Below are 26,158 nucleotides of genomic sequence, written 5' to 3'. Positions count from 1 at the left end.
AGAACAATTTATGTTCTCTTTTAGTAATCGTGAATATATTATTCGCCTCTCATTTGACTTGCAACTTCTTCAGCAAAGTTTTCTTCTTTCTTTTCGATACCTTCACCTACTTTAAATCTTGCATATTCAACAACTTCTAAAGAACCATTTAATTCTTTTGCTTTATCATTAATTGCTTCTTCTACAGTTTTATCTGCATCTAATACATATATTTGGCTATATAAAGCATATTGAGCATCTATTTGTGTATTATCTTCAAAGAATTTTGAAATTTTACCGGGAACAATTCTATCTAAAATATGTTCCGGTTTACCTTCTGCCAATAATTCTTGTCTAATTAATTCTGTTTCTTGAGCTAAAACGTCATCTGTAATTTGAGCTCTGGATCCATATTTAGGAATATGTCTTAATGGTTTTCCTAATCTTTCATTTTCTTCATTTTGAACTTCTAAAGCACCTTTTAATGCAGCAAGTTCTTTTTCAACAAACTCCGGAGATAATTCTTTATATGAAATATACTCTGGACTCATAGCTGAAATGTGCATTGTCACATTTTGTAATAATTGTTTAGCACCTTCTAATGTTTTTTCACTATCTGCTTTTGCTTTTAATACTACACCATTTGTATTATTGAAGTGTACATATCCTACTATTTCTTCATTTTCTTTTGCCATTAATGTAGAAATTCTTCTTACAACAATATTTTCACCAATATTTGCAATTTGTGTACTCATGTAATCTTTGAAGTTTTGTCCTTCAAATATTGTTTCGTTTAATTCTTCTACTGTTTTAATATTGTTATCAAATACATGTTTAACAATTTTATCTGATAATGCAACAAAGTTATCGTTTTTAGCAACAAAGTCTGTTTGTGTATTAATTTCAATTAAAGTACCTTTTTTGTTATCTTCTGAAACAAGTAATTTTATAATTCCTTCTGCAGCAACTTTTCCTGCTTTTTTAACAGCTTTTGCTGCACCTTTTTCTCTTAGCAAATCAACAGCTTTGTCCATGTCTCCATTTGTTTCTTGTAAAGCTTGTTTGCAATCCATCATACCAGCACCAGTTAAATCTCTTAACTCTTTAACCATTTTTGCAGTAATTTCCATATATCCTCCTAAATTTATTTCTATATATTTATAGGAAGTAGCGGTACTACTTCCTATTAATTTTGCATATTTTATTATTTAAATTATTCTGCAGAATCTTCTTGTATTTCTTCGACAACTTCTTCTACTTCTGATTCTTCAGAAACAAAACTTTCTTCTGATGTATCATTTGATTCACCTTGTCTTCCTTCAATGATTGCATCTGCCATAGCTGCAGTTATTAATTTAACTGATCTAATAGCATCATCATTACCAGGAATTGGATAATCAACATCATCAGGATCACAGTTTGTGTCTATAATACCAACAATTGGAATCCCTAATTTTCTTGCTTCTTTTACAGCAATATTTTCATTTTTAGGATCTACAACAAACATTAAATCTGGTAGACCTGGCATATCTTTAATACCACCTAAGTACTTATTTAATTTTTCTAATTCTCTTTCTAAATTTAATACTTCTTTCTTTGGTAATAAATCAAAAGTACCATCTTCTGACATTCTTTCAATTTCTTCTAATCTTTTGATTGATTTTTTAATTGTATTGTGGTTTGTTAACATACCACCAAGCCATCTTTGTGATACGTAATATTGTCCTGCTCTTTTTGCTTCAAACTCTATAGCGTCTTGAGCTTGTTTTTTTGTACCAACAAATAAAACATTTCCGCCTTCACTAGCAACTTCTCTTATTACATCATAAGCTTCATCAACCTTTTTTACTGTTTTTTGTAAATCAATGATGTAAATTCCATTTCTTTCTGTAAATATAAATTTGCTCATTTTTGGATTCCATCTTCTTGTTTGGTGACCAAAATGAACACCAGCTTCTAATAAAGCTTTCATTGGTATAACTGACATATTTTTCTCCTTGTGTTTTTTATTTGCCTCCATTATCCTTCAATGTCCAACCTTACGGCACACAGACACAAACAAATAATGTGTTTATTTGACTTAAAAAGTATATCATATAATGTGTATTTTATCAAGCTTTATATTATTTTATTATTATAATTTTTTTATTAAAAAAGATGGATTTTAAAATCCATCTAAAAAACTATTTTTTTATTTTACTAATAAGTTTAATTATCCCTTTAAATAAGGAAACATAGTCCGTTGCATTAGTGAAAGTATTTGTAAATCTACTTGCTGTATCTGCCGCAGCAATCCCAACAACTTCAACTGTATCTGATAAATTTGTAGTTATGTTTGATACATTATTTGTTACTTTACTTACATCAGCAAGCGTTGAAGTAATACTTGGTTTTATGTCATTTACAATTTCATCTGTATTAACTAAAATGCTATTAATATTAGTTATAACATCCGGTAAATTTTTTAATGTACCATCTAAGCTTTCTTTATTGTCTTCTAATGTTTTATTGATATTACCAAGTAAATTAGCTAAGGATATAAATACTTTTGCTAAGAATATTAAACAAACTATTGCTGTAATAATAAGAACAAAAATCAATACATCATATAATGTGAAAGATATATTGATAGCGTTATTTGCTAACATATTTCCTCCCTATTATTTTTCTTTTTTTGCTTTTTCTTCTACTTCTTTTGCTTTTTCTTTTGTTTTCTTTGCAGCTTCTTCTACTTTATCCGCTACATCTTTTTTTGCTTCTTTAGCTTTATTTTTACCTTCTTCAACTTTATCTTTTACAGATTTTTTTACATCTTCAAATTGTTCTTCTACATCATCAGAAAAACTTCTCAAATCTGTTAATTTTTCTTCACCAAATTTATTTACTTTATCAACAACTTTATTATAAGTATTAGAAATTTCTTTACCTAATTCTTGAGATTTATCTTTGATAGTTTGACCTGCATCTTGTGCTGCATTTTTAATATCTTTTCTAGTTTCTTTACCTGATTTAGGAGCGAATAATATTCCTGCTGCTGAACCCAATAAAGTTCCTACTGCTAAACCTAATCCCACCTTACCAGCAGTCTCTCTTTTCTTTTGTCTTTCTAGCTCTCTTTGTTTTGCTAAAAAATAATCTTTTATTGACATAAATTTCCTCCCTTTGTTCTAGTAATAAAAAATATATCCACAGGTGACGAATAATTATACCTTCAATATGTGAAGGTGGGCTACCTGTCACCAATTTTTGTAGTCCATTTAAGGCATTACATCAATTTATGAACTCCGGATGCCCTTATAGTTAGTGTAGGTTAATTATAAAATCAACTGTGGATACATATATTATAACAGAAAATATTGCTTTTGAAAAGTAAACTATAATATGTTAATCTTTATATATAATATTCATGGAGGAAAAGATGAAAAAAAAGGTTAATATTTTTTCTAATCTATATAAAATTACAAATGAAATTAGAAAAATTGTTGAAGATGAATTAGTAGCAAATAACTTTATTGTTACCGATGAGTTTGACGAAAATGCTGATTTTAATATAGTTATCGGTGGAGATGGTACGTTTATAAAGGCTGTTCATGATTCTAATTTTTCTGAAATTCCTTTTATAGGTATAAATACCGGTCACCTAGGATTTTATAACGATGTACATCACAATGAAGTAGCAGAAACAATTCAAAAAATAAAAAATAACAACTATTTTATTCATAATTTACGCTATATAGACTGTAAAGTTTCAACAGATGATGATATTTATGAGTTTAATAGCTTAAATGAATTAGTACTAAAAGCAAAATATACCTCTGTATTGCATTTTAATTTGTATGTCGATGATGTAATGTTAGAATCTTTTGCCGGTGATGGCGTAATGTTTTCTACCCCATCCGGCTCAACAGCATATAATTTATCTGCTGGTGGTGCAATTATGTACCAAAGTATTGATGCATTTCAAATAACTCCTTTAGCACCAATAAGATCTGCTTTACATCGTTCACTTGATAAAAGCTTAATTGTTCCGAAAGATACAAAGATTAAACTTATAACAAGAAAAAGAGAAGATACACAATTTGCTCTTGGTATAGATGGATTACATCAGGAAATAGAATCTATAAATTATATCGATATACAACTTTCAAAAAATACTATACAAAAAGTTGTTTTTGATAAAAATTGGTTTTGGAAAAATATTAAAGAAAAATTTATATAAAATTATATATCTTATTTGATTTTGTTCATACTTTTAAGTAAAAAAACTTGTTTAGATTTTCAAATTTTACTTTGATTATCTAAGCAAGTTTTTATTACACATTGTTCTTTTAAAAATATATTTTCATATATGTTTTCATTTTTTTATTTAGATTAATATCATGCGTCACTATTGTTTCAAATTTTCATTTATAAAATCAATAGTCTTTAATGCTATAGGAGCTGCTAAAGTACCTCCCATTTTTTCTGTGTTTTCAATCATAACAACAATTGCATACTCTGGATTTTCTTCACTTGTCATACCAACATACCAAGCATTATTTTTCTCTTTATCCCTTTCAGCAGTACCTGTCTTCCCCGTTAAATATTCACCATTAGATAATCTAAAATCGTTATATTTTCCGGTAGAATATAAATATTTTCTTAATTTAACAGCAATATTTTTTTCAATATTTGATGATAAAATTTTTTGATTTACAAATTCATCTTTCCCGTCCCTTACAATTTTATTTACTATATAAGGTTGATTTACAACTCCATCATTTGCAATTCCCATAGCTATAATCATCATATCCATCGGAGTAACTAATGTGTCACCTTGTCCATATGAAGCATTTGCTTTTTCTAAATCTGAAAGTCCTTGCTTAAATGGAAAATAGGAGTCAATAACTTGAATCGGAAAATTATAATTTTTACCAATTCCAAAATCTTGTAATGTTTTTATAAATAGATCATTATTTATAAACTTTGATTTTTCAAAAAAATATGTGTTAGCTGATACATTTAATGCTTTTTCTAAATCAATATCACCATATCTTTTGCCCTCAAAATTATGAACAGTATACCCTGCAATTGTAGCTTCTCCGGTATCTTTATATTCCAGATCTATTCCACTTCTTAAAAACACAGTAGATGTTAATATCTTAAAAACTGAACCAGGCGTATATTTACCTTGTGTAGCTCTGTTTAGTAGTATACCATCTTTAGAGTTCATTATTTCATCCCAATCTATTTGTATTTGATTTACATTATATGAAGGTTTTGAAACTAATGTCACTATTTCTCCGGTTTTAGGTTTAGTTACAATAACCGTCCCCTTATTTTCTCCTAATAAATCATATACATATCCTTGTAATTTATCATTAATTGTCAAATATATATCATTACCTTTAGCTTTTGATGTCAACATTCCGGAAAGTCTTGTAAATATATCTTCATTATTTCTAATATCTAATAATTCATTATTATATGATTTTTCTATACCATATTTTCCATATTTAACAGTATTGTAACCAATAATATTTGAGTACATAAAACTATAGGTATTCTTTCTATGTAGTCCGTTATTGGTTTCAATAGTTTCTGTAAGGAGTTTTCCATTAACATCATATATTTTTCCTCTTTGAATCTTAGTTTCGTCAGCAGAGTTTCTAGCATTTAATGAACTTTTATTTAATTCATCCGCCTTAAAAAATTCAAAGTATACTAAGTAAATTGCCTGTATTAAAAATAATATAACAATTACAACAAGTAAAAATATTAACTTTTTATCCTTCGAGTTTTTCATATTTATCTCCTGCTCTAGTTGTTAAAAATTGTAATACTCCCAAAAGAATGAAATTAACGATTGTCGAGGACCCCCCATAACTTAAAAAGGGAGTGGTTATTCCTGTAAGGGGAATAAGTTTTAATATCCCACCAAACATGATTAAAGTTTGAAACGCATAAATTAAACCAATATTCATTGAAAGTACACTGTAATAGTCGGATTTAAGCTCCAATGCTACCTTAATTGTTTTATAAAAAATAATAATATAAATCATCAATAAGGCAAACCCCATAAAGATGCCCATTTCTTCAATTACTGCCGCTAAAATATAATCAGTTTCAATAACTGGTACTAAATCTGGACGTCCAAGTCCTATACCTGCACCAAAAAAAGATCCATTTGCAATTGCAAAAAGTCCTTGTATAATTTGATACCCCCTATTGTTATAGTCTTTCCATGGATCTAGCCATATATCAATTCTAACTTTAATATGTGATAAAACTAATGATGCTAAATATATTCCTATTATACCTATAACAATATTTAATATAATAAAAAAATATCTACGTTCAAATATAAACATGGTAGATAAAAATAAACCAAATAATAAAACTGCAGTCCCCAGTTCTCCTTGTATAAAAAACATTCCTGAAAATATATATGTTGCAATTGCTAAGTAATATTTACCTAATCTTTTTGTTTGATATTCTTTAATATTATAATAATAGCTTGCAAGCATAAAAATATATGTTATTTTGGCAAATTCAGATAATTGTATTGTAAATAAACTCCCTACTCTTATCCAGTTTTTTGCACCACCACTCCTAAAGCCTAATGCAAATGTTACTAAAAATGTTAAAAATGTAAGTACAAAATATAATACAAATTTATTTTTAAGAAATTTATCCATATATTTCATTATAAAAAATACGATAAAAAATATAGTAACTCCTAAAAAATACCACATTAAATGTTTATTTGCAGTAGGATTATCCAATCTTATCATTATTATCAAACTAACAGAAAATAATAAATTTACAAGTAATATGAAAGTACTATCTCCTTTAGTAATTTTAGGTACAATGATATTTGTTAAAAAAGTTAAAAAAATAAAAATTAATGAAAAAATAATTGTAATATTTTTCGTATCAGTATTTCTTAATAAAGATAAAAATATACCGACAAATTGAAAAATAAATAAACCAAATATTAGAAAAATATTATAATTTCTTTTTTTTATTTTGTATTGTGCAATACTTCTACTTATATCCATAAAAACTCCTAATTAGATTTTGGGTCTACAAACTCTTCAACAAATTTAATTTTGTACTCACCAATTTCTATTATGTCATCATTAATTAACTGATAGTTTTTGTTTACAAATTCTCCATTTAAAAATGTGCCATTAGAAGAATTTTTATCTACCAAATAATAATTATCTGATGATTTAACTATCTCAGCATGATATTTTGAAATAACATCTCCACTAAGTACTATATCATTATTTAACGCTCTACCAATACTTGTATTATTCTCAAGTAAATAATTTTTTGAAATACCATCTGAATCAACTACTATTATAAAATATTTTTTTATTTTGTCTTTAATATCAATATTTTTTATATCAAGTATAATTAATTTTACAATTATATAAATATAATATAAAACTATAAATATAAATAAAAATTTAAAAATTGACGACAAAATTATATATAAATTAATTTCTCCAACAAAATTAGTAAAAAATATTTTTCTTAATTCATTTAATAAATTCACCATATAAACTCCTTTTTAATTTCTATGATATTATATCAAATAAAAAAGAAAGGGACAATAATTCCCTTTCTTACATTTTCGTAATACTATTTAGTTGATAGAATCTTTGAATTTGCAGCATCAAAAATTGCTTCTACCATTTTATCTCCTTCTTCTTGTGTTTCTGCATTTGAATAAATATATAGTTTAATCTTTGGTTCCGTACCGGAAGGTCTAACCACATACCAAGATCCGTCGGACAAAATATATTTTAATACATTAGATTTTGGTAATCCGGTATTATCATTTTGATAATCAATTACTTCAACCAATTGTTTACCATTAATTTCTTTTATAGGATTTGATCTATAATCATCCATAATTCTACCGATTAACTTTTGTCCATCTAATCCTTCTAAAACAATTGAAATTAATTTTGAGCCATGATAGCCAAATTCTTTATATAATTCTTGTTGAACGTCTAATAAAGATTTACCTTGGGTTTTGAAATATCCAGCCATTTCCATAATCATCATCGCAGAAGAAACAGCATCTTTATCCCTAACATTTGTACCATATGAATACCCAATGCTTTCTTCATATCCAAATACAAATGTTTTTTCCTTTGTCTTATCCCATTCATTTGCCGGAGCATAAATATTTTTAAAACCTGTTAATACATTCATGCTTTCAACGCCATATTTTTTAGCAATTTTATCTGGTAAATCTGAACTTACAATTGATTTAACAATTACAGGGTTTTTAGGCATTTTTTCTTGAGCATCTAATCTTGAAAGAATATAATATGTCAATAATGAACCAATTTCATTACCTGTTAAAAATACATATTCCCCATCTTTATTTCTTACTTCTAAAGCAGTCCTATCTGCATCAGGATCTGTAGCTAATAATAATTCAGCATTTTTTTCTTTACCTAATGCCTCAGCATATTTAAATGCTTTAGGATCTTCTGGATTTGGATATCCAACTGTTGTAAAATCGGGATCAGGCATTTCCTGTTCTTTAACTAAATATAAATTATCAAATCCCCTTGCTTGTAAAATTTTACTTACTAATTCTCTACCTGTACCATTTAATGGTGAATATACAGCCTTGATTGATTTATCAATATTTTCGTCTTCTAAAGATAATGATAAAACATCATTAAAATAGCTTTCGATAACTGAGTCATCAACATATTCAATAATACCTTGTTTAATACCTTCTTCAAAATCAATGGATTTTACATTACTAAAATCACCAATTTCTTGAATATGGCCTAATATTTTATCAGCAATATTATCTAATATTTGAGAACCCTCTTCCCAATATGCTTTATAACCGTTGTATTCTCTTGGATTGTGAGAAGCTGTAATCATAACACCGGAAATTGTTTTTAATTTTCTAATTGTATAAGAAAGAACAGGTGTTGGTGTAATATCTTTATGAATATACACTTTAATTCCATTAGCAGCTAAAACTGAAGCTGTAATTTTCGCAAATTCTCTTGACATATGTCTCACATCATGAGAAATAGCTACTCCTCTTTTCTTTGCTTGTTCACCAAATTCTAAAATAGTATTAGCTAATCCTTGTGATGCTAAAGAAACAGTATATTGATTCATTCTGTTTGTCCCAGCTCCAATTTTACCTCTTAAACCAGCTGTCCCAAATTTTAAATCTTGATAAAATCTATCTTGAATTTCTTCATCATTTCCCTTTAATCCTAATAATTCATCTCTTGTTTTTTGATCAAAAAATTCGTTATTTAACCATTCTTCATATCTTAATTTATAATCCATTTTTACTCCTTCACTAAACTATAGACATTTGTCGAATATCCATCAATACTAAATTCGTTTACGAATTCATCCTTAAATTCATTTTCCCAAATTAGATTTAGTTTATATATTTTACCTAAATTAATAGATAAACTTTCTCTATTTTTTGAAAAATTATGAATTATCAAATATTTTTTATCTTCTTTCTTTATTGTAAACGCAATCACAGAATCTTTCAACCCATTTATAAAAGTTAAATTGTTTCTTACATCTTCAGCAGTTGTATAATTGAATATACCTAATCTTTTACGTAATTCAATTAAATTTTTAATTTTTAAAAATATGTCATAATTTTTTTCCTTTAGTGACCAATCTATACCATTAATATTACTTGGTGATGCATATGAATTATGATCCATATATTTTGTTCTCAAAAATGAGTTTCCTGAATGGAAAAATGGTATTCCTTGTGCTGTCATTATTATAGAAAATGCCATATATGTTAAATCCTTAATATCTTCTTGTTCCACATTTGATTTTAAAAGTTTATCATAAAATATTAGGTTATCATGTGCATTAAAGTAATTTATACTTTCAATAGGATTTGCAAATGATGAAGCATCATTTGCATCGAATCCAATAGAACCCATTAGACCATTTTTTATATTCTTCTTTAGATAATATTCACCTTGAATGTATCCCTTTACACTACCATCATTATCACCTTTAATACTATCTCTAATGAAAGGATTAAATATTGCAAATTTTTTATCTTTTTGTGCTCCTATAACAATTTGCTTATCATAAGGAAGTGGTGAAGGTAAGGCCATCCATGGCTCCCCATAAATTAAAATATTAGGATTAATTTCTCTTAATTTTTCTATAGCTAACATAATTGTATCTATATCAGTTAATGCCATTAAATCGAATCTAAATCCATCAATTTTATATTCTCTTGCTAAATAACAAAGGGATTCTACTATGAATTTTCTAACCATTGGTCTCTCAGATGCTAACTCATTTCCACATCCTGAACCATTTGTAAAATTACCATTTTCGGATCTATAATAATACATCGGCTCAATAATATTAAACGGAGAATCACTTGTTCTAAAAGTATGATTATATACAACATCCATTACAATAGACATTCCATTTTCATGATAATTTTTAATTAATGTCTTAAATTCTCTTATTCTACTATATGGATCATTTGGATTTGTTGAAAAAGATCCTTCGATATTGTTATATAACTCTTGATCATATCCCCAATTATAGTTTTTAGGATATTTCGATAAAGGTTTTAATTCATTAACAGTTAAATAATCTGTTACAGGTAATAAATGTATATGAGTAACACCCAACTCCTTAAAATGGTCTAATCCCGTTGAAACATTATTATACTTTGTACCTGTTTGCGCAGCACCTAAAAATAATCCTCTATTTTCTGCTCCGGAATTTTCATTAATGGAAATATCGGCAATATGTGTTTCTACAATTATAGCCTTATCCTTATCATTAAAAGGTATTTTATGTTCTATAAAACCTTCTGGATTTGATTTTGATAAATCAATTATTGCTGTTCTTTTACTATTTGCAGAGCTTGCAAATGAATAAGGATCAGCAACTTCCATTCCATCAATTAAAAATGTGTAAAATTTACCTTCCATATTTCCATCTAATATTATCTCAAAAACATTATTTTCATCTTTGATCATATTAAATTCAGTTTTTGATTGAGTACTATAAGAATCATATAAACATAATGTAATAGATTCTCTAGAAGGAGACCATACTCTAATAATTGATTTTTCAGGACTATAAGATAATCCAAGTTTAGTTTCTAACAGTTCATTATTTATTTCAAACATTTAATTCTCCAATATTTCGTTATATTTTTTTAAGAATGATTTATCATCAATCTTTATTGTATTTTTACAATCATTTACTCTAGTTTGATACCATTGATAAGTATTTGTATAATCATCAATTGATTTTTCAATTACAGAAACATATTCAAATAAATCTTTAAATATATGATTCTCATCATTAAAATAATATATTGAATTATATATTTTATTAATATCGTAAGGAAATGTCTCTTTAGGCAAATATCTATAAAAATTAAACATATCTTCTATTTCTTTATTTTGATTTAAAAATTCAAATAGATTATAATTATTTTTTGTTAAAACGGTTTCATAATTATCCCCAAACATATATTTACTAATTTGATTTTCATCTATACATATATTTTGATAATTACTTCTACATGTTAAAAATGCCGCTCCGGTAGATAACGACTTAAATATAAATACATCTTTTAATTGCATTGATAATAATTCAAGACTTTGATATATATCTGCCGCCGGTATAACAACACTTGACTTAGTTAAGTTATAATTTTCTATAAATACAATTTTTATTTTATCTTTTATAAACAAATCATTATTTATCTGATTTGCAAGTGCATTTATAAACTTAATATTTTCTTTTGTAAAATAATAATTTGGATAAGACTTTCCACCAAAGAAATAAGTTCTTTCAGCTATGCTAAGATTTGGATTTTTCTTTAATCTATAATATAAAAGAGCTATACCTAAGGCGGATAAAATCTGCCTTTTATATTCATGAAAAACTCCCATATTCATCACAAAAGCAGAATCAACATTAATTAGATTTTTATCAATATCTAAATACTCTAATAATTTCCATTTATTTTCATACTTTAATTTTTTAAGTTTTTCAGGTGTTAATTCTAAAATATTATTTTCATTAATATCCTTATCATAATAAATCTCTTTTAAATACTGATTTGTATCATAATTAAAATCAATAGTTTTAATTTTGTAATTATAAAAATCATAATATTCTTTCATAAATTTATACTTAATTAATTCTATATGTGAACCATTTAATGTTATGATATTTTTTGAAATATAATATGCAATATTAATCATACATACATATCCATCTCTAATAATTATCAATGGTAAATTGAATTTTTCATTATTTAAAAATTCATCTTTAATATGTTTATCCAACATATAAATAATATCTAAAATATTTGGACAAATTTCATTAATTAATTTCAAATCCCAACTTTCAAATGTTTCAGGTAAAAGTGAATGTTGAAAAAATATAAAAGTTTTTTTAGCAATTTCCAAAGAATTTTCAAAAGTTAATTTATGTTTATTTATTAATACATCAATAAAAACAAGAATTGACATTACAGGATGAATATCGTGAATCTGAATTTTAACATGTTTATATATATTATATACTTCATCATCTACATATTTTTTATATTTTTTAAAAATATCCTGAATTGAAGAGCTTGCAAAGAAATATTCTTGTCTTAATCTAAGTTTTTTCCCTTCAATATTACTTTCAATAGGATACAAAAATTCAACAATTGAATTTGCCCTATTAATATCTTTATATGCATCTTCAATATCCCCATTTGAAAATTTCTTGAAATCTAAATCATTTATTGAAAAACTTTTCCATAATCTCAAGGTGTTTACATGATTTCCATCATTTGATAATAGAGGAATATCATATGGGATAGCTTTAACAGCATAATCCTTAAAATTAACATAATGACTAAATCCCTTTTCATGCTCCCAAGGATTTTTATTTACTTTCCAATCATCAGGTTTTTCAATTTGTTCACCATTAACAATTTCCTGTTTAAGCATTCCCCTTCTATACCTTAATCCATAAGCATAAATATTATGCTTTTCACTAGCAAATAAATCTAGCATTGCACCGGAAGTTATGCCTAAATCACCAAAACCTAATGCAAACTCAATATCTTCATCCTTTATATCTTCAAAATTTAAGTTATGTTTTTTAAATAATTCTTTTACCTCATTTAGTAAATCCAGTTTTATTAGATTTTTTAATAATTGATTACCAAATGAATATTCAAATGATAAAAGATAGACCTGTTTGTCTTTTCTGGCACAAGCATAAGACTCAAACCATTTTTTTCCAATAATTTGTCTTACGCTATTTGCAAGAGATGTAAATAATTCTCCATCCCTTGCACAATCAAATTGTTTAGCAAATAATTCATATAAATTATCCTGAATTCTTTGCTCAATATCACTTATATCTCTCACTATAAACTCCTATACAATGATATATATTCATCACATGATTTATCCCAATCATAGTTAGAATTCATTGCATTTTTTACTAATTTTTTTAAATCTTTTTTATTATTATAATATAAATTAATCGCTTCTTTAGTCTTAAATAATAACTCATGAGCATTTATATTTGAAAATGTAAATCCTGTTCCATCTCCGGTAAATTTGTTATATGGTATTACAGTATCTTTTAGTCCTCCTGTTTCTCGTACGATTGGTAAAGAACCATATCTCAAAGCTATTAATTGAGATATGCCACAGGGCTCAAAAATAGACGGCATCATATAAAAGTCACTCGCTGCATATATCATATTCGCCTCTTTTGTGTCAAAATATATTCTTGCAGCAACTTTTTCAGGATATTTGTATTCAAAATACTTAAACATTTCTTGGTATTCATACTCACCGGTACCCAAAATTACAAATTGTATATCTTCTTGAATCAATTCTTCAAATATATATCTTAAAAGATCAATACCTTTCATTTGTGCAAGTCTGGTAACCATGGCAATTAAAGGAACATCCTTTCTAACCGGAAGTCCAAATCTCTTTTGCAAAAATATTTTATTTAATACCTTATTTTCAATTGTACTATAATCATAATTTTTAAAAATAATTTTATCTGTTTTAGGATTCCAAACATCAAAGTCTAATCCATTTATAATCCCGGATAATTTATATGAGTAATGATTTATCACTCCTTCTAATCTTTCTCCAAAGAAATCATATTTTATTTCTTCAGCATAAGTTTTAGATACGGTATTAAATTTTGTAGAATGAATTATACCTGCCTTCATGAAGTTAATGCCGAAATCAAATTCCAAATCATTATAACTCAAATATTTTCCAGGTAGTCCAGTCAAAAAGAAAATGCTTCTATCAAACTGACCTTGATATTTTATATTATGTATTGTGTACAATGTCTTTACATCATTATAAAAATCGTCACCTTGTCTAAAATCATTTACATATACCGAAACTAAACCTGAATGCCAATCATTAGAATGAATCACATCACACCTGAAGTTTAAATATTTTGGTAATATAACACTAGCCTTCGAGAAAAATATAAATCTTTCATAATCATCATTTTCACCATAAATATTATTTCTCTTAAAATAGTCCTCATTATCTAAAAAATAAAAAATAACGCCATCATATATTAGTTCAAATACACCACAGTATTTATGTTTCCAAGAAAAATCGACGTAGTAATATCCAATATATTTCATTCTTTTTCTAAATTCTTCATTAATCTTAGAATACAATGGTAAAACAACTCTTATATCATGTCCTTTTTTTCTTATAGCTTTAGGTAATGATCCTGCAACATCTGCTAATCCTCCTGTTTTAATAAAAGGAGTAGACTCACTTGTTACATATAATATTTTCATTTATTTCTCCAATACTGTTTTTTTAGGTACTACATAAGGATTATTTTTCGTTCCTTGTACAAATACATTTTCTTTAATTACACTAAATTTATCAACTATTGTATTTACAACAATTGCTCCTTCTTCAATTACAGCACCTTGAAATAAAATTGAATTTTTTACAATGGCATTTTTACCAACTTTTACCCCTCTAAATATCACAGAATTAGTCACTTCCCCTTCTAAGATACATCCATTGGCTATTACTGAATTATTTACTTTGTTTCCCTCCATATATAATGTTGAAGGCTCATCTTTATTTTTAGTCAATATACCTGCTCCCATTAAAAACAAATCTGTATATATACCTGTTTTAATTAAATTAAGATTTGCCTCATAAAATGTATTTAAATCTCTAACATATTCAACATGTGATTTAATCTCAAATAGTCCAATATTCAAATGTTTTTTATTATTCATTATAGCTTGTGATAATGTTGCAGCATTATCTTTTTCATGAGCATCAGTTATCACTTTTTTAAAAATAGATTTTTTTATTAAAATATGATCCATAAATAAATTAAATACATTTTCAGTACCTAAATTTACACCAATATTTTGTATTTTATTATTTTTATCTAAAATAACTTTTCTTGCATTTAGATACCTTCCTTCTGTATCTTCCTGTTTTCTATATAAAAACATTACATCATAATTATTTTCAATAAATTCATCATATGCTGCACTAACATCAATTTTTGAAATTACCATAGGATTAGCAATATATATATTTTCACATTTACTCTCATCAACAAATGTAAGAGAATTTAAATATGATGTTATTCTTTTATTTCTACTTTCATATTCATTTATTGATGGAGAATTAATGACTAAACCATTTTCTCTTTTAGCCATTTCCCAATGTTTTCCATTACCAACATGATCTAAGGTTGATCTGATATGTTTTCCACCATGCAACAAAACTTTAGTTACACCGTGTTCTGATAAATTAGATAATGTAATATCTATAACTCTATATCTAGCACCAAAAGGAAGCATATAATCTGGTCTAGTATTTAATAAAGAGCCGTAAGGGGTTGTTTCAAGCCCTGATTTAATTATTGCCATTAGATTTTTCATACATATCTCCTACTCTTCAGAAATTCCATCTTCTGATACTAAATATACCTTATCAGAATTTAATTCACCTATTACTGTATCTTCAGATATTTCTATATCATTATTGATAACAGCGTTAAATACCTTGGCACCACTTTTCACTATTACACCAGGCAATAGTACAGAATTGCACACTTTGGCTCCATCTTCAATTGTAACCTGATCAAATAAAACGGAATTTGTTACACTACCTAAAACTTGACAAGCTTCATTTACTAAAGTATTTGAAACTGATGCATCTTTTCCTATAAAATGAGGAGGTAAATTTTTAGATGTTGTGTGAATTCTCCAAGATGTATCATATATATCTAATTCATTATCTGATTTTATTAAATCTAAATTTGCTTCCCAATATGATCTGACAGTCCCTACATCTTTCCAATATCCATTAAATCTATATGCTGACATTTTCTTATTTTCACTTAGCAATTCCGGTATAATATCTTTACCAAAATCATAAGTAGAATTTTCTTTTTTATAGTCTTCAATAAGAGCTTTTCTTAGAACATCCCATGTAAATATATAAATTCCCATAGATGCTAAATTACTTTTAGGTTTTTTAGGCTTTTCTTCAAATTCTATAATATAATCATTTTCATCAGTATTCATAATACCAAATCTTGAAGCTTCCTGCCAATCAACCTCCATAACAGCGATAGTTACATCTGATTTATTTTGTATATGATGTTTTAACATTTTATCATAATCCATTTTATAAATATGGTCTCCCGATAAAATCAACACATAATCAGGAGAAATATTGTCTAAATAGTCAATGTTTTCATAAATCGCATTAGCTGTACCTTTATACCATCTACCACCTTTTTCTGTAAAATACGGTGATAATATTTTTAATCCACCCTTTAATCTGTCATAATCCCATGCTTGCCCTAAACCAATATGTTCATTTAAATAAAAATGCTTATATTGAGTTAAAATTCCAATATTATCAATTCCGGAATTTGCTGCATTTGAAATTGCAAAATCAATTATTTTGTATTTCCCACCAAAAGGAACAGCAGGTTTTGCGGTATTAGATGTAAGAGATTTAAGTCTACTTCCCTGTCCTCCAGCTAAAAGCATAGCTACCATGTTATGTTTCTTGCTCATTTTATCCTCCTATTTGTTTTTTGCTTAATTTTACAAAAAGTGCTTGATAAGGCGGTAAATCTATATCAATCGAATATGGTTTACCATGTATTGAATAATCAATACTATACAATGGTGTATTTCTTTGAACTTCACCACCGAAATTTTTATGTGCAGAATTTAGTACAATTTTATAAATTCCCTTATGATCGACACCATATCTATATTTATGTCTATATACTGGAGAAAAATTAAAGAAACATAATATTTTATTATTTTCTCTATCTATTCTTTCAAAAGCAATTATATTTTCATCAGCGTTTTCAAATTCAATCCAATTATATCCATCGTATGAATCATCAATTTGATGTAGAGCTTTCTCATCTTTATAAACTTGATTTAGTTTTTTTACAAATTCTTGTAATTGTACATGTTTTTCATAATTCAATACAGACCATGATAATTCTTTATTTTCATTCCATTCTTCAAAAGTGCCAATTTCATCTCCCATAAACATTAATTTCTTACCAGGATGTGCATATTGATATGCATACAAGGCTCTTAATGCCCTAAATTTTGTATCATAGTCCCCAGGCATTTTATTAATCATAGATTTTTTTAAATGAACAACCTCATCATGTGAAAATGGTAGAATATAATTTTCACTAAAGCAATATGTTATTGAAAATGTCAATTTATCGTGATGATATTTTCTAAACGCAGGATCTTTTTCCATATAATATAAAGTATCATTCATCCATCCCATATTCCATTTATAATCAAAACCTAAACCATCAGCATAAACAGGTTTTGTTAAATTAGGAAATGCTGTCGATTCTTCAGCAATCATTATTGTATCTGAATGATATAAATGTACAACAGAATTTAATTCTTTAACGAATTCAATTGCCTCTAAATTTTCATGTCCACCATATTCATTAACTAAGTTTTTACCACCATAGTTTAAATAAAGCATAGCAGAAACGGCATCTACCCTTAATCCATCAATATGGAAATATTTTAATAAGAATAATGCTGACGAAATTAAAAAATTCTTTACTTGTTGTTTGTAAAAATCAAAATAAAGTGTTCCCCATCCTTCTACGGCAGATCTGTATTCATCATTTTTTTCAAATACTTCACTACCATCAAACTTACTCAAACCATGAGCATCTCTTGTAAAATGAACAGGAACCCAATCCAATATTACAGAAATTCCTCTCTTGTGAAATTCGTCTACAAGTCTCATAAAACCTTTAGGATCACCATATCTTGATGTAATCGAAAAGTATCCGGTAACTTGATATCCCCATGATCCATCAAAAGGATATTCTGTTAATGGCATAATTTCAACATGTGTAAATCCCATATTTTTAACATAATCGGGTAAAACCTTACATAAATCATCATATGAATAATAGTTATTATCAAAATGTCTCATCCATGAACCAAGATGCAGTTCATAAATTGACATTGCTTCATGTAAATGATCTTTCTTCATCCTATTTTTCATAAATTTATTATCAGACCACTTGTATCCATTTATATCATATATTTTACTTGCTGTAGCTGGTCTAAATTCCGAATAAAAAGCATATGGATCAGATTTTTCTATTTCACGAAAATCTTGAGTAATAATTCTATATTTGTAATTATTATATTCATAAAAATTCTCAATACATACATTCCATATCCCTGAATTATTTATATTTTTCATGGGAATATTATTAGCATTCCAGTCATTAAAATCACCAATTAAAAAAACTTCTCTAGCTCTTGGGGCATAAACTGTAAAGCTTGTCATTGTTTTTCTTTTTAATTTATACTTATGACAACCCATAAATTCATATGATTCATAATTTTTTCCTTCATTAAAAAGATAAATCGACTCATCTAAGTCATTTCTATAATATAAATTTTTATATAATTCAGCCATCTTTTAACCTTCCTTTAATGCATTTGCAATAGCTTTTGTGACTGAAGGTATAAATTGTTTTTTTCTTGATAATAGTCCTTTTACCATATATCCATTTTCATCGAAATCAACTCCAAATTCGTTTGAAACAGAATCATTAAATCCGCCAACAGTAAATACTAATGATTGTTCATTAAATATATCTGTTATGAATAATGCAAAGAAATTTAATCTTTCTTTTTCCTTGATTTCTTCCATTTCAAATTTAATATCTTTTATAAACTTATTAACTGAGGATAAATTAGTTGTAAATGCTTGAGAAACTCTTGCTTGTTGCCCTTGAATTTCAAATCTCTTTGAATCTGTCATTAATATGCCTTTAGCACTTTGGCCTTCTAATGATGTACCTGCAGCAAACATTTCCTCAGCATATTTTTCTAAATCAACTTCAGCAATTTCAGCTAATTCACGTAATATTTTTTTATCTGTTTCAGTTGTGGTAGGCGATCTAAAAAGTAATGTATCAGATGTAATAGCTGAGACCATTAATCCTGCAATCTCTTTTGATGGAACAATACCATTTTCTTTATACATCATTGCTAATATTGTACATGTACAACCTACTGGCATGTTTCTAAAATAAACAGGTGAACTTGTTGTAATATTTGCAACTCTGTGATGGTCAATTATCTCTAATATTTCCACATTTTCTCTGTCATCAATAGATTGGTTGCTTTCATTGTGATCAACTAAAATTAATTTTTTCTTCTTATCATAAAGTAAATTATTTCTATTTAATTGCCCTATAACTCTCATTTGTTCATCAACAACAGGAAAGTTTCTATATCTTGTATTTTTTACTTTTCTACTTACATCTTCTAAATATTCTTCCGGTGAAAATGAAAGCAAATTATCCTTTGTCATTACATAAGATACCGGAATCGCTTGTGGTATTAGTCTTGCAACCATAAATGAGTTATATCTTGTTTGTAAAACAATCACATTATTTTCTATTGCTTTTTCCAACAAATCCTTTTGCATTCTATGACCAGAAGTTACAATGATAATTCCGGCTTTTCTCTCAATAGCTTCCAATTGTGACAAACGTCTATTTCCAACAATAAGTATATCGCCCTCATGCACATGACCTTCATCATCAACTTCAGAAGCATAGACTAACATTCTTCCATTGTATTTATTTGGATTTTCTGGCATATGAATAATATCCCCGGCTATAGTTTCAACAATATTTTCAACTTTAGTATTTGCTCTCCACAATATTTCATCATCCCAAACATCCATATATGCTTTTGTTAAATTTGAAAGGGTAACAATACCTTTTAATGTATCATTTTCATCAACTACAGGTAAAAATGAAATATTTCTAGGTTGTAAATGATTTGCAGCCTGATATATAGAAATATCTTCTTTTACTGTAAGAGGTTTACTCAAACCTAAATCTCCAATAGTTTGCTTTAAATTTTTAACAAAGATAGGAGCTTTTTGTCCCCATCTTTCAATAACCCACTTAGACTCTAAATTTAACTCACCAAGTCTAATAGGAATATATTCATTTTCTTTATCAATTTTATTTTTTAAATCTGCATAAACAAGTGCAGATGCTATAGAATCAGTATCTGGATTTTTATGTCCAGTTATATAAATTTTTTCCTTCATAAACTACTCCTTATATATAAATATTAACATAAATTACAGTCCTAAACAATTGATTTTTAGCATAACTATATAAGCATTTGTTAATATTTTTAGCATTAATCTTAAAATTATTTATATAGCATATTTAATTATTTTTTACATAAAAACAGAAATTCTGTAACAAAATAGTTTCTAAATAAATAGTATTAATGAATAAAATATTCATTTTACCACATATAATCTATGAAAATTATACCCCAATACTTTAATTATTAAATAATACTTCCTGATAAATTTCGGATTTTTGGTTTTATTTTATTTAAGCTACAATGCCAAAGATAAAACCATTAGTTTTATTTTCGGATTTTTGGTTCTATTTTACTTAAGCTACAATACCAAAGATAAAACCATTAGTTTTATTTTCAGGTTTTTGGTTCTATTTTACTTAAGCTACAATACCAAAGATAAAACCATTAGTTTTATTTTCAGGTTTTTGGTTCTATTTTACTTAAGCTACAATACCAAAGATAAAACCATTAGTTTTATTTTCGGGTTTTTGGTTCTATTTTACTTAAGCTACAATACCAAAGATAAAACCATTAGTTTTATTTTCGGGTTTTTAGTTCTATTTTACTTATGGTATAGTAGCAAAAAGACTAAAAATAAATCATTAATTACTAGGAAACTTAAAAAAATTAAAAAATTAAAAGAGAATTAGAAATTTTAGTCTCTAATTCTCTTAATATGTTACCTTAATACTTTGTTAATGCTACTTGTGTTTTATAGCTATTTGACAAGAAAGTGTAAAGTAAAATTTTTAATTACTTTTCTATTGCCTTTTTCAAATTAATCTTCACCATTTAACTTTAATGCTTGCTTAAATACATTTTCACCATTCATTAAGCCATAGTCTTGCATTGGGATAACATCCATTTTTAAATTTGGATATTTTATTTTAAATTTATCTAAAACAAATCTTACTTGTGGTCCAAATAAAACTACTTCTATTTTTTCATTTTCAATAACTCTATCTGCCGCATCTATAGCTACAGCTTCAATTTTTGTATCAAAATTATTTTCTATTGCGTATTTTTTCATTTTTGATACCAGTAAACTAGTACTCATACCAGCACTGCATACTAATAAAATTTTTTTCATATTAAAGTTCCTTTCAATTTATAGCCTTATATAATTCTACTATTTCCACAGCTAAATCTCTAATTGCCATTGACATCATAAGATGGTCTTGTGCATGAACCATAAGTAAGTTTAATTCAACTGTTGAACCCTCTATTTCTTTTTTTATTAATTTTGTTTGTATATTATGTGCATTTAAGAAACTTTCCTTTGCTAGGTCCAGTACTTCATACGCTTTTTCAAAATTACCTTTTTTTGCTTCAAAAATAGCTTCCATAGCATAAGATTTAGCCATTCCACTATTTGCTATCAATTGAGTAATTTCATCTTCATATTTCATAGCACCTCCTTTAATTTTTAATAATTTATAATTTCAGAATTAATATTTTTTTCTATAACATCTAATTGTTTATTTAATCGTTTTTTTATTTTTGATTTTAATAAAAATTCCATAAACTTTTGATTCCAATTATTAAAAATTTTATCACTTATAAATTCTTCAGTATAAATCAAAAATGTATCATTTTCATCTATTTCTTGCAATTTATAATTTATAATATATTTTCCCCTAGATGTATAAATTGTTGTTTCAAATTCATTATTTTCATTTAATTTTGTAATTACAGCTTTATTAAATATATATTTTCCATTAAACCATATTTTTTTTATATATGAAAATCCTTCAGAAATATTTGATTTTGATATATCAATATTATTAAATTTAAGTTCTTCATAAAATAATCTCATTATAGTTATAAATAAATCTGAAGTATTACTTTTTATTTTTTTTTTCATTTTCATTATCTTTAATCCTTTTATTTTTACTATACATTATAAAAGCAATAATTAAAATACATAATCCCATAAATATAGTTATTATCTTATATTTTTCATAAGGTGAAATTAAAATTAATATAAACCCAAAAGTAAATAGACTTAAAATCCATTTTTGCTTATTATTAAATTTCATATTTATTATTCATCTTATTTGCTAATAATACAAAAGGAGTATAAATCATAACAGCAAGTACAATTAAAAGTAACGAAACTATTGCTGCTAACCAATCTCCACCTGTAGCTAAAAACGCATATATCCCAGGAGGCAAAATCCAAGGAACAGCTGCTAATACAGGTCTAATTACTCCTAAAGATGTCAATGTATATGCTATTGATACTGCCAATGGTGGAACTATTAACCATGGAATAGCATATATTGGATTTAAAACTATTGGGATACCAAAAGTTATTGGTTCATTAATATTAAATATACCCATAGGAGCACTTAATTTTGCTATAGCTCTTGAATCATCTCTTTTAGAAAAAATAAATATAGCAATTATAAGTGCAATAGTTATACCAGAACCCCCCATTTGTCCAAATGCATCGAATGACCCTCTTGTCCATAAGTATGGTAAATCTTTAATACCTTCAACTCCATATTTTAAATAATGTTCTGCATTTGCTGTAGTTGCTGGTAAATAAATTCCATCCATAATTGGAGCAAGAACATTATGTCCATGTATCCCAAAGAACCAAAATAGTTGTACTAAAAATGAAAGTAAAATTACCGAAAATATACCTTGTGATAAGCTCATCAGAGGGATTTGTATATATTTTGCAATAATATCATTTAATACCATTCCTGTATAATTAGTCAATAAGAATGACAATACAGCACTCAAATAAATAGAGATAACTGATGGTATAATTGCTGCAAAAGCTTTTGATACAGCTGGAGGAACAGTATCTGGTAATTTTATAATTAAATTTGCTTTCATTAATTTAATATAAATCATTGTAAAGATAAGTCCTACTATCAAAGCTGTAAATAATGCAGCTGATCCTATATGATTTAAGCTAATAAATCCCCATGAAGAAACAATTCCTTTTACACCTTTTACTTCTGCTTCAAATGTAGCTACCTGTGGTAAAAATACAACAAAAGAAGATAAAGATACTATAGCACCTGCTATAGGGTTTACTTCATAATCTTTAGATAAATGATATCCAAATGAGACTATAAACGCAAATGAGATTATTGCGAATGATGCAAACCATACTATACCATTTATATTTATTAACCATTGCATGTTTTGAACAAATCCTGTCCAACCTGCTGCAGTTGGTAAATCCCTAAAAAATACATTTAATAGAACTGCTACAGAACCAACCATTGTTAATGGCATTATTGCTATAAACGAATCTCTTATTGCAACTAAATGTCTTTGTTGACCAATTTTAGTTGCAACTGGAATAAAATACTTTTCCATCCATGCGATTAATTTATTCATATTTTCCTCCTATCATGAATATTTGTAATATTAAGGAAATCGCTTCCTTGCTTTGATAATATCATAATAGTTAAATAATATTAATTCAGACATTTTCCATTTCTTTTGAAAATGTCTGAATTAGTACTATTTATTAAAATTATTATATACAAATCAAAATTTTACATTCACCTTGATATCAAATCTATTATCTCTTCTTTAGACTTAGATTTTATTATTCTCTCAACGCTTTCTTTTCTATCAATTAATTCAAGTAATAATCTATACATTTCTTCAAATCTTTCCTCTGAGTTTTTTTCAACATTAAGAATTATGACTACTTGCACCTTCTTTCCTGACCAATTTATTGTTTTTTTTAATACACCCATTGTTAAAAATGTTTCATTAGAAATTGGTTCAAATGGATGAGGGACAGCAACTAAATTACCAAAAGCTGTTGATATAATATTTTCCCTCTTCATTATATTTTCATAAAGTGTATCTGGTGTTTTTCCTTTTTTTACAATTTCATCAGATAAAAATCTAATTACATCCTCCTTATTTTCAAAATCAAGACCTAAATATATATTCTCTTTTTTCAAATACTTTGTACACTTTTTATTGTTACTTTTTTTATAAATAAAATTTTTTATATCTTCAAAATTTGACTCTCCTAAAATATCATATATAAAAATAATAGGCACATCTAAATCCATAGAAAAGGGAACTGTGCTTATTATTAAATCCAAATTTTCATTTATATAATTTTTAATATTATATAATTCAGTAGTATCTACAATCTCCAATTGATTTGAAAAAATTGAATCTAATTTATATTTAAGTAATCTTGAACTGCCTATTCCTGTAGTACATACGAGTAATGTTCTAATAGGTTTTATATTTAATTTTGCTCTTTCAATTGCAGCTCCTAAATGAATTGCAATATAACCAAGTTCATCTTCGTTAAATATAATACCTGTTTTTTTATATATAACATCTGACGCAATTGATGATGCTTCATAAACAAATGGATAATTTATTTTTATAGATGATAACAATGGATTTCTAATATTCATATTGTTTTTATATCTATATATTGCAGGTTTTAAATGTAATGCTATTGAAGCTAAAAGTTCCTTATCTTCTAACAAATCATACCTTAAAACTTTTTCTACCTCTTTTACAATTTCAAAAGCTAGTTCTTTTATTTTTTCATCTTCATCTAAAATTTTATTATTTTTATTGTTATTTATTATTAATTTTGTACCAAGCAAATGCATTGTAATATAGTAAACTTCATCCATTGGAAATTCAATATTAAATTTTGACTCTAAATCTTCTACAATTTTTTCAGCTATATGAAATTCATTACTATTTTCAATATCAATTTCAATATTATTATTAAAATATTGATTTATAGATATTCTTTTTATTGCTATGGCAATATGAACCACTAAATTATTAAGAGCAATATCTGAAAGTTTAAGATTTGATTCGGTAATATTTTTTATAACAATGTTATATATTTCATTAAGATTATTCTTATCAAAAAATTTTGAGTTATTAGTAAATCTTTTATAAAAATTCTTATTTATATCATAAATTATTGTTGATATAGCATTTCTTATAGCATTTTCTGACCCGATTATCTTCATTCCATAGTTGGGCTTTATATCAAAATCTAAATTATATTTATTTAACATTTTTCTTGTTTCTTTCATATCATTTTGAATAGTAGATCTTGAAATATACATAGTATCCATTAAATCTTCTAATTTAATATATTTATTTGAAAATAAAAATTTTAAGGCAATATATGCTATTCTATTTTTTGGTTCAGAATAATCAAATTCAAAATTTAGTAATTCCTGTTTTTCAAACTTTTCATATAATTCTTTATTTTGCATAAAAATTTTATACAAGCCGTTTGAATCTTTATTAATTTCAGCATTAAATTTTTCTAAATTTTCATTAATTGATTTTATATCATTTCTAATCGTTCTTTCAGTAACATTCTGTTTTTTTGCAATCTGAGAAATATCCATAGGATTATTTTTTAATTCTATAAGTATCTTCTTTTGACGTTGAATCATTTTTCCT

At 26.4% G+C, this 26,158-nt stretch carries 22 protein-coding genes; 1 reads left to right on the top strand and 21 read right to left on the bottom strand.

The genetic code is table 11. The features are described 5' to 3' along the window. Nucleotides 1–38 precede the first annotated feature (38 nt). The 4 genes from tsf to ABGF45_RS00395 form a co-directional block, all read right to left on the bottom strand. Complete coding sequence (tsf, locus tag ABGF45_RS00410; protein WP_134744053.1) at nt 39–1,109, bottom strand: translation elongation factor Ts; 1,071 nt, start codon at nt 1,107–1,109, stop codon at nt 39–41. An 83-nt stretch (nt 1,110–1,192) separates the two neighbouring features. Further along, nucleotides 1,193–1,966, bottom strand: coding sequence for a 30S ribosomal protein S2 (gene rpsB / locus ABGF45_RS00405; protein WP_134710702.1), 774 nt, complete (start codon nt 1,964–1,966; stop codon nt 1,193–1,195). 196 nt (nt 1,967–2,162) lie between these two features. Continuing rightward, complete coding sequence (locus tag ABGF45_RS00400) at nt 2,163–2,627, bottom strand: DUF948 domain-containing protein (protein ID WP_134710703.1); 465 nt, start codon at nt 2,625–2,627, stop codon at nt 2,163–2,165. A 12-nt stretch (nt 2,628–2,639) separates the two neighbouring features. Beyond that, nucleotides 2,640–3,128 (bottom strand): YtxH domain-containing protein, encoded by a 489-nt coding sequence (locus tag ABGF45_RS00395; protein ID WP_134710704.1) that lies wholly within the window; start codon nt 3,126–3,128, stop codon nt 2,640–2,642. A gap of 257 nt (nt 3,129–3,385) precedes the next feature. On the opposite strand from ABGF45_RS00395, the gene ABGF45_RS00390 reads away from it, so the two are divergent. After that, nucleotides 3,386–4,198 carry an NAD(+)/NADH kinase gene (locus ABGF45_RS00390; protein ID WP_134710708.1) on the top strand — a complete coding sequence of 271 codons (813 nt, stop codon included), beginning with the start codon at nt 3,386–3,388 and terminating at the stop codon, nt 4,196–4,198. Nucleotides 4,199–4,366: 168 nt separating this feature from the next. Here the strand turns inward: ABGF45_RS00390 and ABGF45_RS00385 are convergent, their stop codons facing one another. From ABGF45_RS00385 to ABGF45_RS00305, 17 genes are all read right to left on the bottom strand, one after another. After that, nucleotides 4,367–5,764 carry a penicillin-binding transpeptidase domain-containing protein gene (locus ABGF45_RS00385; protein ID WP_134710709.1) on the bottom strand — a complete coding sequence of 466 codons (1,398 nt, stop codon included), beginning with the start codon at nt 5,762–5,764 and terminating at the stop codon, nt 4,367–4,369. Beyond that, nucleotides 5,745–7,019 carry an FtsW/RodA/SpoVE family cell cycle protein gene (locus ABGF45_RS00380; RefSeq protein ID WP_134710710.1) on the bottom strand — a complete coding sequence of 425 codons (1,275 nt, stop codon included), beginning with the start codon at nt 7,017–7,019 and terminating at the stop codon, nt 5,745–5,747. The genes ABGF45_RS00385 and ABGF45_RS00380 overlap by 20 nt, the downstream gene beginning before the upstream one ends. 8 nt (nt 7,020–7,027) lie before the next feature. After that, on the bottom strand, nt 7,028–7,525 hold the full coding sequence (locus ABGF45_RS00375; protein WP_134710711.1) for an FHA domain-containing protein: 498 nt from the start codon (nt 7,523–7,525) through the stop codon (nt 7,028–7,030). 83 nt (nt 7,526–7,608) lie between these two features. Further along, the gene (locus ABGF45_RS00370) at nt 7,609–9,303 is read right to left on the bottom strand and encodes a phospho-sugar mutase (RefSeq protein WP_408111978.1); all 1,695 of its coding nucleotides are present in this window, start codon (nt 9,301–9,303) and stop codon (nt 7,609–7,611) included. Nucleotides 9,304–9,305: 2 nt separating this feature from the next. Beyond that, nucleotides 9,306–11,153: a type I pullulanase gene (gene pulA / locus ABGF45_RS00365; protein ID WP_408112619.1), complete on the bottom strand. Its 1,848-nt coding sequence runs from the start codon at nt 11,151–11,153 to the stop codon at nt 9,306–9,308. Beyond that, nucleotides 11,154–13,409 carry a glycogen/starch/alpha-glucan phosphorylase gene (locus ABGF45_RS00360; RefSeq protein ID WP_408112618.1) on the bottom strand — a complete coding sequence of 752 codons (2,256 nt, stop codon included), beginning with the start codon at nt 13,407–13,409 and terminating at the stop codon, nt 11,154–11,156. It abuts the gene before it with no gap. After that, entirely contained in the window at nt 13,409–14,833 is a 1,425-nt protein-coding gene (gene glgA, locus ABGF45_RS00355; protein WP_134710715.1) for a glycogen synthase GlgA, read from the bottom strand. Before glgA ends, ABGF45_RS00360 begins: the two co-directional genes overlap by 1 nt. Beyond that, nucleotides 14,834–15,952 (bottom strand): glucose-1-phosphate adenylyltransferase subunit GlgD, encoded by a 1,119-nt coding sequence (glgD, locus tag ABGF45_RS00350; protein WP_408112617.1) that lies wholly within the window; start codon nt 15,950–15,952, stop codon nt 14,834–14,836. Nucleotides 15,953–15,961: 9 nt separating this feature from the next. Further along, nucleotides 15,962–17,101: a glucose-1-phosphate adenylyltransferase gene (locus tag ABGF45_RS00345; protein ID WP_134710717.1), complete on the bottom strand. Its 1,140-nt coding sequence runs from the start codon at nt 17,099–17,101 to the stop codon at nt 15,962–15,964. Between the two features lies 1 nt (nt 17,102). Continuing rightward, on the bottom strand, nt 17,103–19,016 hold the full coding sequence (glgB, locus tag ABGF45_RS00340) for a 1,4-alpha-glucan branching protein GlgB (protein ID WP_134744509.1): 1,914 nt from the start codon (nt 19,014–19,016) through the stop codon (nt 17,103–17,105). A gap of 3 nt (nt 19,017–19,019) precedes the next feature. After that, complete coding sequence (locus tag ABGF45_RS00335) at nt 19,020–20,672, bottom strand: putative manganese-dependent inorganic diphosphatase (RefSeq protein WP_134710719.1); 1,653 nt, start codon at nt 20,670–20,672, stop codon at nt 19,020–19,022. An 825-nt stretch (nt 20,673–21,497) separates the two neighbouring features. Then, nucleotides 21,498–21,809: a PTS sugar transporter subunit IIB gene (locus ABGF45_RS00330; protein ID WP_134710720.1), complete on the bottom strand. Its 312-nt coding sequence runs from the start codon at nt 21,807–21,809 to the stop codon at nt 21,498–21,500. 13 nt (nt 21,810–21,822) lie between these two features. Continuing rightward, a complete protein-coding gene (locus tag ABGF45_RS00325) occupies nt 21,823–22,128 on the bottom strand; it encodes a PTS lactose/cellobiose transporter subunit IIA (RefSeq protein WP_134710721.1) in 306 nt (101 codons plus the stop codon). Between the two features lie 17 nt (nt 22,129–22,145). Beyond that, nucleotides 22,146–22,589: a DUF3284 domain-containing protein gene (locus tag ABGF45_RS00320; RefSeq protein WP_134710722.1), complete on the bottom strand. Its 444-nt coding sequence runs from the start codon at nt 22,587–22,589 to the stop codon at nt 22,146–22,148. After that, complete coding sequence (locus tag ABGF45_RS00315; protein ID WP_134744876.1) at nt 22,561–22,758, bottom strand: hypothetical protein; 198 nt, start codon at nt 22,756–22,758, stop codon at nt 22,561–22,563. The genes ABGF45_RS00320 and ABGF45_RS00315 overlap by 29 nt, the downstream gene beginning before the upstream one ends. After that, nucleotides 22,748–24,079, bottom strand: coding sequence for a PTS sugar transporter subunit IIC (locus tag ABGF45_RS00310; RefSeq protein WP_134710723.1), 1,332 nt, complete (start codon nt 24,077–24,079; stop codon nt 22,748–22,750). Before ABGF45_RS00310 ends, ABGF45_RS00315 begins: the two co-directional genes overlap by 11 nt. A 167-nt stretch (nt 24,080–24,246) precedes the next feature. After that, on the bottom strand, nt 24,247–26,151 hold the full coding sequence (locus tag ABGF45_RS00305) for a BglG family transcription antiterminator (RefSeq protein ID WP_408112616.1): 1,905 nt from the start codon (nt 26,149–26,151) through the stop codon (nt 24,247–24,249). Nucleotides 26,152–26,158: the final 7 nt, after the last annotated feature.

The organism is Helcococcus sp. KG196, assembly GCF_046035495.1.
GTDB lineage: Bacteria > Bacillota > Clostridia > Tissierellales > Peptoniphilaceae > Helcococcus > Helcococcus ovis.
The sequence above is the reverse complement of the archived record's forward strand: the minus strand, read 5'-3'. Positions and strand labels throughout refer to the sequence as shown.